Raw genomic sequence first — 17,340 nt, 5'->3', positions numbered from 1 at the left:
CGATTAATCGATATGTTCTATCACTACATTTTTTCCATTAAAAAGAAAACGAGCTCCTACTGTTTTTCCTAGCAGCATTTTACCTATTGGTGTATTGATGCCAATGGCAAAATATGCTACTTTATCAATAATAATTTCGCCAACGGAAATACTTAAGAAATAATTTCCAGTACTAGTTGTTACCAGACTTCCCAAATGAGCAACACTAGAGTTGGAGGAGATATCAACTTTGGATAAAATTTCGTTTAATTTTTTGGCTTCAGATAATTGTACTCCGGTTTTTTCTCTTTCTAGCTGAAGCATAGCTCTTCCGGTTTCGTGCTTATCACCAGCAGTACTTTTTGTTTCTGAGGTTAATGATTCCTGAATGCTATTCATTCGATGATGAATACGATTAAGTCGTTCTTCTACAAACTGCTGACAATGATCGTATAATATCTCTTTAATACTTTTCAAAAAAATATAATTTAGGAAATTCAAGATAGAATAACCTTAGGTATTGAACAAATATTATTACTTCATTAAACGAGAAAAAGGGTTTTTTAAATCTTTGGTAAAAAGATATCTACTGTTCCTTCTAAAATTCCTGTTTGGTTATATGAAAAATCTATGATTCTACAATGCTCAGCGATCATGGCCGTTTCATCAATTAAAATTCTAGGATCATCTTTAAAGTAAATTTGAGTTTGTAAGGTGCGATAGCCTTTTGCCGAGATTTTATAATGAAAGTGTCTCGCTCTATAACCATGTACTCCAGGACGAATCGTTTTTACCGAATAGATTCCATTTTTATTAGTTCTTAGAGAACCTGATAATGTTCTTGGAGAAGCGAAATGAAAATTATTTTCATTTTGAAAAGCATTTGTATCAGTACTATGCCAAATTTCAATTTTCGCGTTCGACACTGCTTCTTGGTTTTTAGAATATATTCTTCCTGAAATTACCAAAGGAATTCCAGGAAGACTAGTGGGATTAAGATCGATTACCTTAGAATATTCTGAATAATTTGATAATCGATTTTTATAATTATTATTTAAATAAAAAGGAATGATCAAGTTATTTTTTTCAAATACAGGAGTATGTCTGTGGGTGTTTTCCATAGTACTAGGGCTTTAACGGGTTTTATTTTCTAATATATCTATCCTTACAGGACAAAGTAATCCTATGCTTTTCCACTTGTTCCTGTATTATTTATCTACTAGTAAGTTTTTATTGAGTTCTAACTTTTTCATTCCTTGATCTAACGATGTGATTTAGGTAGTATTCACATAATGTTATAATTACAAGGTTTTGGAAATCTCAAGTTCAAAATCCACATCAACATTTGCAGTCGAAGATTTGCTATCGTCAAAAGAAATCCCTTCTCCTTCTGCAGATGCTGTAATCTCAACACTTCCATTGATAGTTCCTGTGGTTTTTAGAAATAAATTATATCCACTAGTTACATTGAGCGACTTTTCCCAGGTGCCTACAGTTAGGGTTTCAGATTTTAAATCCCCAGAAGCATCTCTATATTGGATTACTGGTGAGTTATTAAGAGCTCCGCTTACAACAGCTTTTAATGTTACGGTAACAGGTATAGCTTCAGGAGTAGCATCGTCATCATTGCTACAAGAAGTCAGTACTGCTAAAGAAATTAAGATTAGTGCAAGTTTTTTCATTTTTTAATTTGTTTTAATTGTTAATTTATGTGGTTTTAAAGTTTTACTACTCTAAAACAGAAGACTTGCGATTTACCCTACCTGATTTGAATTATTTTTTAAAATTTTTTATTCGGAGATCGAAAAGGGACCAAAATTGCGCATCTGTAGAAGAATCCATTTTTTTCTATGTTGGATGTATGACGAAGGAGGATATGCAAGATATTTTCTAGGATTTGGAAGAATTGCTGCAATGGCAGCTGCTTCATCAGTATTTAAATTTTGAGAAGTTTTGTTAAACCAAAATTCGGCTGCAGCTTCAGCTCCATAAATATGGTCACCCATTTCGATACTATTCAAATAGATTTCCAGAATACGTTCTTTGCTCCAAAAGACTTCTATTAAAAATGTGAAATAACTTTCTAATCCTTTACGAATCCAGCTACGTTGTGGCCATAGAAATACATTTTTTGCTGTTTGTTGCGAGATGGTGCTTGCTCCTCTGAGTTTTTTACCGTTTTTATGATCGTCAATTGCTTTTTGTATGGCTTCCGTATCGAATCCACTATGTTCTAAAAAATGTTGATCCTCACTACAGATAACGGCAAGTTGAAGGTTCTTAGAAATCTTGGAAATAGGAACCCATTGATGTCTAGTTGTAACTTCTTCTGTAGATTGTAACTTTCGGATAATCATTAAAGGAGTTGCAGGAACGTTTATCCACTTATACGCAAGTACCCATAATACACTAATAAGCATGAAAGCTAAGATGCTTTTATATATAAAACGAAATACTTTTTTAAACATTATAATATAGGTTCTTATAAAAGATCAGCTAATTCTTTACCAACCAAACTGCCGATAGCTACTCCCATGCCGCCTAATCTTACACCACAAAAGATGTTATTGGATATAGCTTTTACAATAGACTTTTTTTGATTTCCAACTCCCATAATTCCACTCCAACGATGATCGATTTCAAAATTAGTATTGGGTAAAATAGTCTCCTGTAAAATTTGTTCTAATGTTTGTTGTACCAATTCCGTTTGTCCGAATACAACAGTTTCTTCGGTTTTAAAATCTAGATTTCTACCTCCTCCAAACAATATTCTATCATTGATATTTCTAAAATAATAATATCCTTTATCTAGATGAAAGGTTCCTTTGATATGTAAATTTTTGATTGGTTTGGTAATGAGGACTTGTGCACGAGCTGGTTGTACTTCTTTAATTCCTAATTGAGATGCAAAACCATTGGTTGCAATCAATACTTTATTAGTAGTAAACGAAAATTGTTCTGTTTTTATTTCAACACGGGCATTTAGATCTTCTATAGCATTTACGGTGCAATTATTTAATATTAGAATTCCAGATTTTCGGGCTTTATGTAATAATGCTTGCATCATATTTCCTGTATCAATTTGCCCTTCAAATTGATTTACGATGTAAGCAGGCTGTATTTTTTCGAAATCAAAAATGTTTGTTTCGGTTGCGAAAACATTGTCTTTAAAAATGGGTTTCAAGAGATGGTTGATATCGTCAATTTTTGAAAGACAGGTTTCAAATAAGTCGTGATCCTCATTTGTAAAAAGTTCATATCCTCCATTGGGTTGATAATCGATTACAGTATCTCCTAGATTTTCTCGTAATAATTGGAGTCCGTTATATCTTTTTTGAATTAACTGTAAAACTTCTTCTTCAGAATGGGAATGCAAATCGTCAAGAATTTCAGACAGACTTCCAAAACAAGCAAATCCAGCATTTTTAGTACTTGCTCCATTAGGTAACATTCCCTTTTCGAGTATAAGAACTTTAGCTTTCGGGAATTTTTTGTGAAGCTCAATCCCACAATTAAGCCCTACAATTCCACTACCGATAATGGTAAAATCTACATTAGACAACCAAGTCTTATATTCCCAATAGCTAAAGCTCATATTTTTATATAAAAAAAGCCTCATTTCTGAGGCCCTAAGTTAGTTAGTTATCTGTTGGTTCTTTCATTTCAAAATCCTCCATAAACTTGGTAGTATAATTTCCAGCCACATAATCTGGATGATCCATTAACTGTCTATGGAATGGAACGGTAGTTTTTATTCCTTCTACAACAAATTCATCAAGAGCTCTTTTCATTTTATTGATCGCTTCTTCACGAGTTTGAGCGGTGGTAATTAACTTCGCAATCATAGAATCATAATTCGGTGGAATAATATAACCACTATATACATGAGTATCTATTCGTACTCCATGACCACCAGGAAGGTGTAAGTTTGTAATCTTTCCAGGCGATGGGCGGAAGTCTTTATAAGGGTCTTCTGCATTAATTCTACATTCTATAGAGTGTAATTGCGGGTAATAATTCTTACCAGAAATTGGCACTCCTGCAGCTACTAATATTTGTTCTCTAATAAGATCGTAATCTACAACTTGCTCTGTAATAGGATGCTCTACCTGGATACGAGTATTCATTTCCATAAAGTAGAAATTACGATGTTTGTCTACTAAGAACTCAACTGTTCCTGCACCTTCATATTTGATATATTCTGCAGCTTTGATCGCTGCCAGACCCATTTCATCTCTCAATTCATCAGTCATGAATGGAGAAGGTGTTTCTTCGGTTAGTTTTTGGTGTCTTCTTTGTACAGAGCAGTCTCTTTCTGATAAGTGACAAGCTCTACCATTGCTATCACCAACTACCTGAATTTCGATATGTCTCGGCTCTTCAATAAGCTTTTCCATATACATATCATCATTACCAAAGGCAGCTTTACTTTCTTGTCTAGCAGATTCCCAAGCAGGTAATAAATCTTCTTCTTTCCATACAGCACGCATTCCTTTACCACCACCACCAGCACTAGCTTTTAGCATAACTGGGTATCCGGTTTCTTTGGCAACTTTTAGGCAAGTATCAAAATCAGGAATTACACCTTCACTTCCAGGAACACATGGCACACCAGCTTCAATCATTGTTGATTTTGCAGTGGCTTTATCTCCCATTTTCTCAATCATTTCTGCACTAGCTCCGATAAATTTAATATCGTGCTCTTCGCAAATTTTTGAGAATTTAGCATTTTCTGATAAAAATCCATATCCCGGATGTATCGCATCTGCATTTGTTATTTCTGCAGCAGCGATGATATTGGACATTTTAAGATACGATTCTGTACTTGGAGCAGGTCCTATACATACAGCTTCATCGGCAAAGCGAACGTGCAAACTATCTGCATCCGCAGTAGAATAGACCGCTACAGTCTTAATACCCATTTCTTTACAGGTTCTGATTACACGCATTGCAATCTCACCTCTATTGGCAATTAGAATTTTTTTAAACATAACGTTCTAAATTTAAAAACCTCAAATTCCTAATCCCAGTTTCGATAAATGAATCTAGAGATTTGTTTTATTGGAATTTTAAAATTGGGTTATGATGGGTCTACTAAGAATAAAGGCTGATCAAATTCTACAGGAGAATTATCATCCACTAATACTTTTACAACTTTACCAGAAACTTCACTTTCAATCTCATTGAAAAGCTTCATTGCTTCGATAATACAAAGTACATCTCCTTCTTTTACACTGTCACCAACTTCAACAAAGGTAGGTTTGTCTGGTGATGGCTTTCTATAAAAAGTTCCAATGATTGGTGACTTTATTGTAACGTATTTAGAATCGTCATCTTCTTTGCTACTTGCAGCAGGAGTTTCTGTAACTGCTGGAGCAGTAGCTTGTACTTGAGTAACTGGTTGAGCAGCAGGGACTGCACTACCCATTGGTATCTGTTGTACAATTGTTGTTTCTTTACTGTCGTCTGAAGTTGTTCTGATTGTAATCTTCACATCTTCCATTTCTAATTTTACTTCGCTAGCCCCAGATTTGGCCACGAATTTAATTAAATTCTGAATTTCTTTTAAATCCATAATGTTGGGTATTGTGTGTTTTAGTTGTTTAGGAATTATAGGCCCATTTTAAGTAAATAGAACCCCAAGTAAATCCTCCTCCGAAAGAGGCAAATACTATATTATCTCCTTTTTTGAGTTGTTTTTCGTAATCGCTTAATAATAATGGTAAAGTTGCTGAGGTAGTATTACCATATCTATGTATATTCATCAGAACTTTACTCTCATCTAGATTCATTCGATTGGCCGTAGCATCAATAATACGCTTATTGGCTTGGTGTGCAACTAACCAGTCTACGTCATCACCAGTAATGTTGTTACGTTCCATAATCTTGGTACTTGCATCAGCCATATTGGATACTGCATATTTAAATACAGATTTCCCATCTTGTTGAACGAAATGTTGTCTTTTTGCAACTGTTTCTTCTGAAGGAGGTAAAATAGAACCACCTGCTTCAATCTTTAAAAACTGACGTCCCACACCATCGGTTCTTAGGTACTCATCTTGTAAGCCTAAACCTTCGTCATTTGGCTCAAAAAGTGCTGCACCACCACCATCTCCAAAAATGATACAAGTAGTACGATCTGTATAATCAATGATAGAAGACATCTTATCAGCTCCTATTAATAACACTTTTTTATACCTTCCAGATTCTATATAGCTAGCTGCAGTCGACATTCCATATAAAAAACTAGAACATGCAGCTTGTAAGTCATATGAAAAAGCATTGATTGCTCCTATTTCTGTAGCAACATATGCTGCGGTTGCAGCTACGGGAAGATCTGGAGTAGCAGTCGCAAAAATTACCATATCAATCTCTTTGGGATCGAGATTTTTTTTAGCAATTAAATCTTCTGCTGCTTTTATACCTAAGAAAGAACTTCCTTTACCTTCTTCCTTTAGTATTCTGCGTTCTTTAATACCAGTACGAGTGGTGATCCATTCATCGTTTGTTTCGACCATGGTTGCTAACATCTCATTAGATAACACATGATCCGGCACATAAGCGCCTACAGCTGTTATAGCGGCTGTGGTTTTACTCATATCTTTATTTTAGTCATCTGCTGTTTTATAATGATAAAACTTCAGATAGAATTTGCTAATCTCCTTTAGGCATGCTTGCTTTAAAAAAATTAGCATCAATAAATTGATTAGATCATTTTCTTACTTCTCACACAACACGTGCAAAAAAGTGGTTGAAAATACTAAATTACTTGCAAATATGGCGCAAAATAACTGGATTTTGACAGATTTTCAACTAAAAACAAAAAAACTCTCACTTTTGTGAGAGTTCTTCTATAATTTTAACAGTATGCTTACGCTACTTCTTCTTCAGTATTGTCAATAATTACCTGACCACGGTAATATAATTTACCTTCGAACCAATGAGCTCTGTGATATAAATGTGCTTCTCCTGTTGTAGGATCTGTAGCTATTTGTGGTACAGTAGCTTTATAATGTGTTCTTCTCTTATCTCTTCTAGTTTTGGAGATTTTTCTCTTAGGATGTGCCATTGCTTAGCTATTATTTATCGTTTAATAAGTTTTTTAATTTATCCCAACGAGGATCAATCTCCTCGTTATCATTCTCTAATGTTTTTTCTTTTGGACTTAATTCTTCCAGTTTATCAAGTATGTCCGATTTTAACGTTCCATCTTCGACACCAGGGTGCACTCTTTTCGAAGGTACCCCAAGTACAATAAGCTCATATATATATTGCTGCACATTGATTTCATATTCTCCATGCGGGATAATAAGAATTTCTTCGTTCTCATTATTATACTCTTCACCAAACTTAACTACCAGAAAAAATTCGTTTTCCATTGGTAGATCAAAAGGTTCATTAGTAACATCACAATTTACATTTACTGTACCCTTAGCAGTAAACCGAAGTTCTAACATTGTTGTTTTCTTATTAAACTCCAGATCTACTTTTATAGCAGATGTATTAAATTCATCATACTCAAAATGTTCGAAGAACGTATCGCCAATCTCATACTCAAAACTATGTAATCCTAGCTTCAATCCAACAAAAGGAATAGTATACTCTTTTAGTGGTTTCATTTCATCATTAGTTTCAAGTCTTTACCAATTTGGTAAAAGGCGGGTGCAAAGATAACAAAAAATCGTTATGATTGCATTTTTGTAAATAAAATTATATCAGAAAGTTAGAATTTGCTTCGTTAGGTTTTAGTATTTGAACAAATAAGTATCGATTTTTTCAATTTAGTTATCTCCAATACTTTACCAAACTATGAATTCTTAATTCCCTTTAAACTGAGGTTTTCTTGGTTGTTTTTTTAATGGGTTTTTAGTCAGTTCTTTATATTCTTCTCTGTGTTTATAAATCTTTAAAGCAGCGAATACTGCTTCTTTAAAGGATCCATTATCTGCCTTGTTTTTTCCTGCTATTTCAAATGCAGTTCCATGATCTGGCGAGGTTCGTACTTTGTTTAATCCAGCGGTATAATTTACACCTTTTCCAAAAGATAACGTCTTAAAAGGAATTAGTCCTTGATCATGATAAGAGGCTACGATGGCATCAAATGATTTATAACTATTAGATCCAAAAAAGCTATCGGCAGCATAAGGTCCATAAACAAGTTTGCCAGATTCGTTGATTTTTTTAATCGTTGGTTTTAGTACTTCGTCATCCTCTTTTCCTATGACACCATTATCTCCGCTATGTGGGTTGATACCTAACACTGCAATTTTAGGTTTACTAATTCCAAAATCTTGTTGCAAAGCGTTATGAATAGTGTCTACTTTTTGTTCAATAAGTTCCGGAGTAATTGTATTAGCAATGTCTTTAACTGCTACATGGTCTGTGAGTAATCCAACTTTTAAAGTATCAGTAATCATGAACATAAGACTATTTCCCTGAAGTTCTTGGTTTAAATAATCGGTATGTCCGGGAAAATTAAAATCTTCGGATTGGATGCTATGTTTGTTAATAGGTGCAGTTACAAGTACATCGATCTCGTCATTTTTTAGAGCTTGCGTTGATGCTTTCAATGATTTTATGGCGTAAGCACCAACCTTTTCGTCTTCTTTACCGAAATTTATATCAACTCCTTCTTTCCATACATTAAGCACATTGATTTTTCCATCTAAAATTTGAGAAGTTTTGTCAATACCATGAAGGTTTGTATTGATTTTATATTGCTTTTTAAGAAAAGAAAGAATTTTAACCGAAGCAAAAATTACTGGAGTGCAAAAGTCTAACATTCGATTATCCTCGAAAGTTTTTAGAATAACCTCGCTTCCAATACCGTTTAAATCGCCAATAGAAATTCCTAATCTTATTTTTTGTTCTTTCTTCATTATATAAACTACTTTATAAGTATTTTTGAAGTGTCAAAAGGACTTCAAATTTTAGGACACAAATTTAATTAAATAATTCGCATTTATGTTTACAGGAATCATCGAAGAATTAGGAACGGTTGCTAATCTTAAAACTGATCAGGAAAATTTAGATATTACTATTCGAGCGAATTTTACATCTGAGTTAAAAATTGACCAAAGTGTTGCTCATAATGGGGTTTGTCTTACAGTTGTGTCTATAGAGAACGATCAGTATACGGTTACAGCGATTAAAGAAACTTTGGATAAAACGAATTTAAATGATCTTAAAGTTGGAAGTATTGTGAACCTAGAAAGAGGTATGAAACTAGGAGCACGGTTGGATGGTCACATTGTTCAAGGACATGTGGATCAGATTGCAACGTGTACACAAATTAAGGAAGCGGACGGGAGTTGGTATTTCACTTTTGAATACGATCCTGCTCTTAGTAATATTACCATAGAAAAAGGTTCTGTTACCGTAAATGGTGTGAGTTTAACGGTTGTAAACTCTCAAAAAAATGCGTTTAGCGTAGCGATTATACCTTTTACATATGAACATACTAATTTCAATACCTTAAAAGTGGGTACTGTCGTAAACTTAGAATTTGATGTTATCGGTAAATATGTTAAAAGAATAACAGAGCTATCATAGATTTCTACAAATCTTCGCTAGCTTGCTAGAATAGTATCAATTTTTTCTACTTCACTAAAACGAAATAAAGAGAAAGAATTTTCATCTATTTTTAAAATTACTCCTCCCAAGTCTTTGGAATTTGCGCAAGATTCGAAATCTAATACTTTTCCAAAATGCTGGCTTTTAGTATCAATTACTTTATACTGCATAATCACAAGTTTTCATTTGTATTCCCTAAATCATTATGATTGTTCTTTCCCCAAAAAACATACCATAACGCAGTGATCTTCGGATGTAAATTTAGAGTAGACATTCGAATTGAAAAAACTATTTTATCAGGTTTTATTAACAATAATCGTTCAATGAGTTGATTTTCAGTATAAATATGCTCAAAATGATGCAACAATAGTTAGGGTTTGGTTAATTTTTTAAATCTAAGCCTTCTTTGTTTTATCTTGGTATTAAAGTTGTGGGATAAAATACGATCTATAAGAATTTGAATATTACTATAGATTGAAAAACGAAAGGCTAACATTGAATCTTCAATGTGATTATACTTAAAAAACTGCTTTATTAATCTTAGAAATATGAATACGCGCAAATTATTTTTTATTGTTTTTGGGTTTCTTCCTATACTGGTATTTTCGCAATATAATATTAGGATAGAGGCTTATGTAATTGATCAGCAAACAAATCAACCAATTCCGTATGTAAATATTGGATTTGTAGATAGTGGAATAGGAACGGTGAGTAGAGAGGATGGTTGGTTTCAGTTATTATATGACGAAGCCAGAATTCCTAAAACAGCAACCATACAGATTTCCAGTATTGGATACAAAACATTGAGTTTCTCGGCAAATAGATTTTATAATTTATTAACTAAAGACAATAAAATTTATTTAAAACCAGATGTACAAGCTCTTGAGGAAGCAGTAGTGGTCGCTGATAAAAGTATCAAAGATTCTTTAGGGTATTACTCATACAATGCCAATTTAATGGCTTACTGGAAGGACAAGCAAGCACTTGGTGGAGAAATAGGTTCGTTTATCAAACTTGGGAAAAAGAGAAGTACAAAAATTCATAAGTTAAAATTCAATATCCTAGAGAATACCGCTGATAGTTTATTGGTGCGGGTAAATGTTTATGATGAAAAAAGAGGGAAACCAAACAACAATTTACTTCGCAATAATATTTATCATACAATTTCTAAGAAAAATGGAGAAGAAATCATCGATTTGTCAGCTTACAACATCAGAGTAGATGATGATTTCGTAATGTCATTAGAGCTTATAAAAGTATATGGTGATGATATTCAATTTGCAATAACAGCCAGTGAATATGGTAAAGCGTATTTACGATATGTAAGTCAAGATGCGTGGAAAAAATTGTATAAGAAAGGAATTGCGTTTAAGGTAGAGACCTCTTATTTAGAATCACAAAAAGAAACAAAAGAAAGACAGAAACCACAGCATATTACGATGTATTGGGATGCTTCGTTATCTATGAGGAATAGAGATTTAGAAGCTGAAAAGAAAATCTTGGAAAAATATTTAGCTAATTTAGAAGAGGTAAGAGTAGACTTAATTCCATTTACAAATCGTCTTCATGATAAACAGACTTTTGATATTAGAAAGGGTAAGAGCAAAGACTTAATTAGGGCTATTGGAAATATCACGTATAATGGGGCTAGTAATTTTTCGGAATTATTTCCTGAAAATTTAGATACAGATCAATATCTGGTTTTTACTGATGGATTGGCAACTTATGGAGAACATCAAACTAAATATGAAGTTCCCATTTTTTATATCAATAGTAAAGATAAAGGGAATCATATAGCACTTCAGGAAGCAAGTCAATATAGTGAAGGTTATTATTTACATCTTCCTAAAATGAGCACGACTCAGGTTCTTACGTACCTATTAAAAGACAGTATTGATGTTTCTGTCTATAACAAACAAAGCACAGAAGATTTTGTTTCTGGAGAGGTGTTTTCTGATCAAAGTCCTGTTCAGGGTTGTACCGTTAGAGTAAAAGGTTCTCTAATAGAAGCTGAAACCGATGCTGATGGAAAGTTTTTAATTGATGCTAAGAGTGGAGATGTTTTGGTTTTTGAACATTTTGGTATGGTTAAAAAAGACATAACACTTTCTGAAGCGAAAGATGTAAAAGTAGATTTAGTCTCTAAATATGATAGATTGGATGAAGTAAACTTACAATCTAAGAAGTCAAGTGGTGGAGAAGAAATTGTAAATAGAGGAGACCAAAAAGTAAATAAAAGGAGATTAGGAAGTGCAAACTATGTTTTAGAACAAGAAGATTTTCCGAAGTCGGCGATTTTTTTATCTGATATTATTAGAGGTAGATTTCCAGGTGTTCAGGTGATTGGAGATGGAGACCGAGTGGTATATCGAATACGTGGTAGAAGATCTATTAATTTAGAAATTCCGCCATTATTTGTGGTAGATGGGGTTCAGTATACAAGACCTCCAGAGTTTTTACAACCTTTTATTATTAAAAGTATCTCTGTGATTAGTGGTATATCCGGTACAGTAAGGTATGGTGCTCTGGGAGCTGGAGGTGTTTTTATAGTAGAAACTAAACTAAATTCTCCCGATTTTGGTCCTGATAATGAAGCAAATTCTTTATTAGTAAAAGGAAATGATTACGATGAATCGGTGCTTTTGTTGGATGAGAATAAGAATAAGCCAGCATATCTTAACGATTTATGGAATAGTGCTACGTACAACGAAGCGCTAGATTCTTATTATGAATTAAGAGATACTTATTTCACGGATATTTCATTTTATCTTCAGGCGGCAGAATATTTCACTATGTGGGATGAAGACTTTTCTAAAGAAGTGTTGTCTAATATAGCTGAGATAGGTGGCCATAATTATAAAGCAATGCGTGCATTAGCGTTTAAGTTAGAAGAAACAAAACAGATAGATAAAGCGCTGTTAGTATATGAAAAATTGCGCGAACTAAAGCCCAATTCTGCGCAATCATATTTAGATCTGGCAAGGATTTATACAGAAAATGCAAAGTATGTAGAGGCTTTTGATCTATATAAAGAGATGTTGGCGAATAAGAATGATAATGTAAAGTTTGATGGTGTTTGGAAGCAATTAACTTCGCAGCTGCAGAGTTTTATGAATAATCATAGAGCTCAAGTATCTTACACCGATATTCCTGAAGCGTATCTGAGAGTTAAAAGTTCTCCAGCTCGAATTGTTTTTGATTGGAATGATCCTAATGCGGCTTTCGAACTTCAGTTTGTAAATCCTGAAAACAAATATTTTAAATGGTCTCATTATTATGAAAACCAACCAGAAGAATTATTAAAGGAACTGGAACAAGGAATTACCTCTAAAGAGTTTGTGCTAGATAAAAAATTTCAAGGAGAGTGGATAGTAAATATTAAATATTTAGGAGAAGTCACGTCATCTTTAAATCCTGTGGTAATGAAGTATACAATATATCATAATTATGGGCTACCAGATGAACGCAAAGAAGTGAAGTTTATCAAATTATATGATCAAAAAGAGAAAGTTAGTTTGGATAGGTTTGAAATGTAATCAATGATATTGCTGAAATTATCAACTAAAATAAGCTCTGGTGTTTACTAGGGCTTTTTTATTTTAAGAAATCATATTTAATATTCTTTTTGTGCCTTCTTAAAAAAGGAACAGCGTAGTATGATTAGATGTAATTAGGAAATAAAATAGGTTTTACTAGCACTTTTTGAGCTATCATAATAGTAGAAATTTCAATGGAATTAGTTAAAGGTTTTTTAATGATTCCTTTGCAGTCTAAAAAAATCAAAATGGAAGATTTTTCTTTCAATTTTGGTATTATAATTGATGCTATTTAATTGTTCATTTATGGACAAATTTGGGGGCGAAACCTATGGGCAAAAATGTATTCCAAGCATGTTAATTTGGAAAAATAGGTTTTGTAGAATCCGTATTAATAATTTCTAAAATGATATTATATGAATTTACACAAATTACTATTTTTTCTCAGTTTAATTTTATTACCAATTGCCCTATCTGCTCAATATAATATACGAGTAGAAGCATATGTAATTGATCAATTTTCGAATAAACCGATTCCTTATACAAATGTAGGGTTCATTGATCAAGGGATTGGAACAGTAACTAAAAAAGATGGATTTTTCAGTCTTTTCTATGATGAGTTAAGTGTAAAAAAGACAGCGATTATTAAGTTTTCTAAGACTGGATATCAAACACTAACATTATCTGCTGGTGAGTTTTATAATTTACTTACAAAAGACAATAAAATTTCCCTTAAACCAATCTCAAAGTTTTTAGAGGAAAAAGAAAACAAAATTTCGGGAAAATATCAAATCAATACCCTAGGATGCAGTACAGACGAATTTAATCATAATTTATCATGGAAAAATAATCAGTCGTTAGGGAGCGAAATAGCTTCTTTGATTAAGTTAGGTCAAAAAAATGTGCAAGTAGATAAAGTAAGGTTTAATATTTTAAAAAATGCATCAGACAGTATTTTAGTAAGAGTTAATGTTTATAATGAAAGATTAGGAAAACCTAAAAAGAATATACTAAGCAAGAATATTTATCACACTATTTCTGCAAAAGAAGGTGAAGAAACAATTGATTTATCACCATACAATATTACGTTGCAAAATGATTTTGCGATCGCATTAGAATTGGTTGAAGTATATGGGGATGTAGTTGATTTTCAAATAGGAAGCAGTGATCAAGGTAAAGTATATTCTAGAGCTATTAACCAAAGTAAATGGAAGCAGGTTTACGAATCGGGAGGAGCTTTTGCAATTGAAACTGCAGATTTAATACCAGATAATATTGGAAAGAGAAGACAGCAACCAGATCATATTACTATATATTGGGATACTTCGCTTTCTATGGAGAATAGAAATTTGGATCGAGAAAAAAGATTGTTGCAGGAATATTTATCATCAGTAGGGGATGTAAAGGTGGATCTTATTCCTTTTTCAAATCATATACGAAAAAAGCAAACGTTTAAGGTAATAGAAGGAAGGAGTGAGAATATTTTATCTGCTATAGAAGGTTTGAAATATAACGGTGCAAGTAATTTTTCAGAACTCTTTTTGAAAGAGAATCCTACTGATATGTATGTTGTTTTCACAGATGGTTTAGCAACCTACGGAGAGCATGAATTTAACTATAACACGCCAATTTTTTTCATAAACAGCAAGCAAGAAGGAGATCATGCCACATTACAGCAAATAAGTAGGTATAGTAATGGTTTTTATATTCATTTATCAAAAAATAGTATCACCGAGGCTCGTAAACATTTGCAGTTTCATACCATTGACACGTATGTTTATGATGAGAAATGGAATACTAGAGAACTTATTTCGAGTACAGTTTTTGAGAACGAAAGCCCAATTCAGGGATGTACAGTTCGTGTAAAAGGAACTTTTGTAGAAACAGAAACCAATGCAAATGGCGAGTTTAGTATTGATGCGGAGTATGATGATGTTTTAGTTTTTGAGCATTTTGCAATGAAAGCAAAAGAGATATCTGTAGAGGATGTGAAGAAGGCTAAAGTACAACTAACAGTCAGATATGATAAACTTGATCAAGTAGATATTTCATCTAAATCCGATAAAAATAAGGTCACGAAGAAAAAGAGGAACTTGATTAATGCTGTGAAGACAATAACTAGTGAGGATTTTCCTCCATCTGCCATTTTTTTATCTGATCTTATTAGGGGTAGGTTACCAGGAGTTCGTGTAAATGGAACAGGAGATTTAGCAAGATATACTGTAAGAGGACCAAATACAAGAGGTTTAAGTCGAAACCCCAGACCCTCTATAGGACCTGGTTCTGAATTTATTCCATCGGTTGATCCCATTTTTATAGTTGATGATATTCCATTTCGCAAGCCTCCTAATTTTTTACATCCATTTCAGATAAAAAGTATATCAGTAATTTCAGGAATACAGGGATCGATTAGATACGGAACTGATGGTGTTGGAGGAGTTATTATTATCGAAACTAAAGTTGGATCGGGAGATTTTTATAAAAAAGAGGTTGATACTTTATTAGTAAAAGGAAACGATTATAATGAGTCAGTACTTTTATTAGATATTAGTAAGAATAGACCGGAATATTTACGTGAATTATGGAATAGTACTTCTTATGACGAAGCATTGGCTTCTTATTATAAGCTAAAAGAAGAATATGCTTTTAAAGTTCCCTTTTATATTTATGCGTCAGAGTATTTTATGAGGTGGGATAAAAAGTTTTCCGAAGAAGTTTTATCCAATCTTGCCGAAGTAGGAACCAATAATTATAAAGCAATACGATCTTTAGCATTTAAATTAGAAGAAATGCAGCAAATAGATAAGGCGTTGTGGTTTTACGAAAAATTAATAAAACTTAAACCTGGATACGCACAATCATATTTGGATCTAGCTAGAGTGTATACGGAGAATAAAAAATATACAAAAGCTCTTGATATGTATGAAGAAATGTTAGCTAATAAGCATCAACAAGCAGAATTTGATGGAGTGTCCAAACAATTAATATCACAATTCCGTAGCTTTTTGAACAATCATAGATCGGAAATTGCATATGAAGACATTCCAAAAGATTATCTGAAGGTGCATAGCGTTCCGGCAAGAATTGTTTTTGATTGGAATGATCCTAATGCGTCTTTCGAGCTTCAGTTTGTAAATCCTGAAAACAAATATTTTAAATGGTCACACAATTATGAAGATCAGCCCAAAGAACTTTTAAAAGAACTAGAACAAGGTATCGTTTCTAAGGAGTTTGTTTTAGATAAAACATTTAAAGGTCAATGGACTGTAAATATTAAATGTCTTAATGAAAACATTTCTGAAATGAATCCAGTTTTTATGAAGTATACCATTTATCATGATTATGGATTACCAGAAGAGCGCAAAGAAGTAAAGTTTATTAAACTATACAATCAGCAAGAAAAAGTAAGTTTGGATAAGTTTGAAATTTAATCAAAGTATACATTAACATCTAGAATAATTTTAAAAAGCCCTGGCATACGTTAGGGCTTTTTTAGTTGGATTTTTATTGTTTAGTAAATACGTTTATTTTTATTACTAAGGACCTGTAAGTATTATTATGATGGTATTTACAAGAAAAGGGTTGTCAAAAAAATGACAACCCCCTAGTTTGTGCTAATTTTTAGAAGGCACGGATTATATTCCCGGGAATATAATATCGACTTGCCATATTGGTTAAATTGTATTTTGTTTAACTAATTAGGTCATTCTCCTGGTAAAACACCTATTAAAGATAAACAAAACTGACTAAAAAAAGCACTTTAAAAATGTTGTTTTAAGAACATTTTAAATTCTACTAATACTTGTTGTCAAGAAAATGATATTTGCAAGGCTAATAATATATCGTAAAACTTACTTTAAGAAGGTAATATTTTCCCTATTTATGATACTTCCCTATACCAATCATTTATTATAAAACGCAAATCGCAAAACCATGCAAAAACTCACTGGGTATTCAGTAATAATAATGTTGGCGTTTATACAAACTATATTTGCCCAACAACAAACCGAAACTTATATCAATGTATCGATAGGATTGGCATTAGGACGGAATAATAATTTTGATGTGGGTTTATCCTATTACTTTTATCCTTTTTTTAGAACAGTTTAATGGTGCTTTTACATTGAGCGTTTCATTTCCGTTAAGTAAATAATTACTCATTACGTAAGTCTAGATATGAGTCGTCCTAAAATAGGTTGACAATTTTACAAGATTTTATTTAATCCCTTGAAGCTAGCTTCAAGGGGTTTTT

At 32.8% G+C, this 17,340-nt stretch carries 16 protein-coding genes; 4 read left to right on the top strand and 12 right to left on the bottom strand.

What is annotated here, in order from left to right; genetic code table 11:
* Positions 1-3 precede the first annotated feature (3 nt).
* From Q1B37_RS23385 to pdxA, 11 genes are all read right to left on the bottom strand, one after another.
* Entirely contained in the window at positions 4-456 is a 453-nt protein-coding gene (locus tag Q1B37_RS23385; protein WP_299903108.1) for a 3-oxoacyl-ACP synthase, read from the bottom strand.
* A gap of 86 nt (positions 457-542) precedes the next feature.
* Positions 543-1,100: a hypothetical protein gene (locus Q1B37_RS23380; protein WP_299903106.1), complete on the bottom strand. Its 558-nt coding sequence runs from the start codon at positions 1,098-1,100 to the stop codon at positions 543-545.
* Positions 1,101-1,280: 180 nt separating this feature from the next.
* Positions 1,281-1,661 (bottom strand): hypothetical protein, encoded by a 381-nt coding sequence (locus Q1B37_RS23375; RefSeq protein ID WP_299604756.1) that lies wholly within the window; start codon positions 1,659-1,661, stop codon positions 1,281-1,283.
* 108 nt (positions 1,662-1,769) lie between these two features.
* A complete protein-coding gene (mtgA, locus tag Q1B37_RS23370) occupies positions 1,770-2,447 on the bottom strand; it encodes a monofunctional biosynthetic peptidoglycan transglycosylase (RefSeq protein WP_299903104.1) in 678 nt (225 codons plus the stop codon).
* A gap of 14 nt (positions 2,448-2,461) precedes the next feature.
* Positions 2,462-3,574 (bottom strand): FAD-dependent oxidoreductase, encoded by a 1,113-nt coding sequence (locus Q1B37_RS23365; RefSeq protein WP_299903144.1) that lies wholly within the window; start codon positions 3,572-3,574, stop codon positions 2,462-2,464.
* Positions 3,575-3,617: 43 nt separating this feature from the next.
* The gene (gene accC, locus Q1B37_RS23360; protein ID WP_299903102.1) at positions 3,618-4,970 is read right to left on the bottom strand and encodes an acetyl-CoA carboxylase biotin carboxylase subunit; all 1,353 of its coding nucleotides are present in this window, start codon (positions 4,968-4,970) and stop codon (positions 3,618-3,620) included.
* 89 nt (positions 4,971-5,059) lie between these two features.
* On the bottom strand, positions 5,060-5,554 hold the full coding sequence (accB, locus tag Q1B37_RS23355) for an acetyl-CoA carboxylase biotin carboxyl carrier protein (protein ID WP_299604765.1): 495 nt from the start codon (positions 5,552-5,554) through the stop codon (positions 5,060-5,062).
* Between the two features lie 28 nt (positions 5,555-5,582).
* Complete coding sequence (locus Q1B37_RS23350) at positions 5,583-6,578, bottom strand: beta-ketoacyl-ACP synthase III (RefSeq protein ID WP_299604768.1); 996 nt, start codon at positions 6,576-6,578, stop codon at positions 5,583-5,585.
* 272 nt (positions 6,579-6,850) lie between these two features.
* A complete protein-coding gene (rpmF, locus tag Q1B37_RS23345) occupies positions 6,851-7,048 on the bottom strand; it encodes a 50S ribosomal protein L32 (protein ID WP_027394691.1) in 198 nt (65 codons plus the stop codon).
* A gap of 10 nt (positions 7,049-7,058) precedes the next feature.
* Positions 7,059-7,598 (bottom strand): DUF177 domain-containing protein, encoded by a 540-nt coding sequence (locus tag Q1B37_RS23340; RefSeq protein WP_299604772.1) that lies wholly within the window; start codon positions 7,596-7,598, stop codon positions 7,059-7,061.
* Positions 7,599-7,796: 198 nt separating this feature from the next.
* Positions 7,797-8,858: a 4-hydroxythreonine-4-phosphate dehydrogenase PdxA gene (gene pdxA / locus Q1B37_RS23335; RefSeq protein ID WP_299903101.1), complete on the bottom strand. Its 1,062-nt coding sequence runs from the start codon at positions 8,856-8,858 to the stop codon at positions 7,797-7,799.
* An 85-nt stretch (positions 8,859-8,943) separates the two neighbouring features.
* Between pdxA and Q1B37_RS23330 the strand changes: the two genes are divergently transcribed.
* Positions 8,944-9,531, top strand: coding sequence for a riboflavin synthase (locus Q1B37_RS23330; protein ID WP_299903100.1), 588 nt, complete (start codon positions 8,944-8,946; stop codon positions 9,529-9,531).
* Positions 9,532-9,548: 17 nt separating this feature from the next.
* Here the strand turns inward: Q1B37_RS23330 and Q1B37_RS23325 are convergent, their stop codons facing one another.
* Complete coding sequence (locus tag Q1B37_RS23325) at positions 9,549-9,722, bottom strand: hypothetical protein (protein WP_299604778.1); 174 nt, start codon at positions 9,720-9,722, stop codon at positions 9,549-9,551.
* Between the two features lie 378 nt (positions 9,723-10,100).
* Between Q1B37_RS23325 and Q1B37_RS23320 the strand changes: the two genes are divergently transcribed.
* The 3 genes from Q1B37_RS23320 (at position 10,101) to Q1B37_RS23310 (ending at position 17,198) form a co-directional block, all read left to right on the top strand.
* Complete coding sequence (locus Q1B37_RS23320; RefSeq protein WP_299903099.1) at positions 10,101-13,088, top strand: carboxypeptidase-like regulatory domain-containing protein; 2,988 nt, start codon at positions 10,101-10,103, stop codon at positions 13,086-13,088.
* Between the two features lie 416 nt (positions 13,089-13,504).
* Complete coding sequence (locus Q1B37_RS23315) at positions 13,505-16,519, top strand: TonB-dependent receptor plug domain-containing protein (protein ID WP_299903097.1); 3,015 nt, start codon at positions 13,505-13,507, stop codon at positions 16,517-16,519.
* 502 nt (positions 16,520-17,021) lie between these two features.
* Entirely contained in the window at positions 17,022-17,198 is a 177-nt protein-coding gene (locus Q1B37_RS23310; protein ID WP_299903095.1) for a hypothetical protein, read from the top strand.
* Positions 17,199-17,340 lie beyond the last annotated feature (142 nt).

Origin of the sequence: uncultured Aquimarina sp. (genome assembly GCF_947492965.1) — a bacterium.
GTDB lineage: Bacteria > Bacteroidota > Bacteroidia > Flavobacteriales > Flavobacteriaceae > Aquimarina.
This window is presented reverse-complemented; position numbering and strand designations above follow the sequence as displayed.

What these genes read in the sequence shown, in the direction of transcription:
- Q1B37_RS23380 (WP_299903106.1), bottom strand. Translation starts at nt 1,100, where the DNA reads ATGGAAAACACCCACAGACATACTCCTGTATTTGAAAAAAATAACTTG.
- Q1B37_RS23375 (WP_299604756.1), bottom strand. Translation starts at nt 1,661, where the DNA reads ATGAAAAAACTTGCACTAATCTTAATTTCTTTAGCAGTACTGACTTCT.
- mtgA (WP_299903104.1), bottom strand. Translation starts at nt 2,447, where the DNA reads ATGTTTAAAAAAGTATTTCGTTTTATATATAAAAGCATCTTAGCTTTC.
- Q1B37_RS23365 (WP_299903144.1), bottom strand. Translation starts at nt 3,574, where the DNA reads ATGAGCTTTAGCTATTGGGAATATAAGACTTGGTTGTCTAATGTAGAT.
- accC (WP_299903102.1), bottom strand. Translation starts at nt 4,970, where the DNA reads ATGTTTAAAAAAATTCTAATTGCCAATAGAGGTGAGATTGCAATGCGT.
- accB (WP_299604765.1), bottom strand. Translation starts at nt 5,554, where the DNA reads ATGGATTTAAAAGAAATTCAGAATTTAATTAAATTCGTGGCCAAATCT.
- Q1B37_RS23350 (WP_299604768.1), bottom strand. Translation starts at nt 6,578, where the DNA reads ATGAGTAAAACCACAGCCGCTATAACAGCTGTAGGCGCTTATGTGCCG.
- rpmF (WP_027394691.1), bottom strand. Translation starts at nt 7,048, where the DNA reads ATGGCACATCCTAAGAGAAAAATCTCCAAAACTAGAAGAGATAAGAGA.
- Q1B37_RS23340 (WP_299604772.1), bottom strand. Translation starts at nt 7,598, where the DNA reads ATGAAACCACTAAAAGAGTATACTATTCCTTTTGTTGGATTGAAGCTA.
- pdxA (WP_299903101.1), bottom strand. Translation starts at nt 8,858, where the DNA reads ATGAAGAAAGAACAAAAAATAAGATTAGGAATTTCTATTGGCGATTTA.
- Q1B37_RS23330 (WP_299903100.1), top strand. Translation starts at nt 8,944, where the DNA reads ATGTTTACAGGAATCATCGAAGAATTAGGAACGGTTGCTAATCTTAAA.
- Q1B37_RS23325 (WP_299604778.1), bottom strand. Translation starts at nt 9,722, where the DNA reads ATGCAGTATAAAGTAATTGATACTAAAAGCCAGCATTTTGGAAAAGTA.
- Q1B37_RS23320 (WP_299903099.1), top strand. Translation starts at nt 10,101, where the DNA reads ATGAATACGCGCAAATTATTTTTTATTGTTTTTGGGTTTCTTCCTATA.
- Q1B37_RS23315 (WP_299903097.1), top strand. Translation starts at nt 13,505, where the DNA reads ATGAATTTACACAAATTACTATTTTTTCTCAGTTTAATTTTATTACCA.
- Q1B37_RS23310 (WP_299903095.1), top strand. Translation starts at nt 17,022, where the DNA reads ATGCAAAAACTCACTGGGTATTCAGTAATAATAATGTTGGCGTTTATA.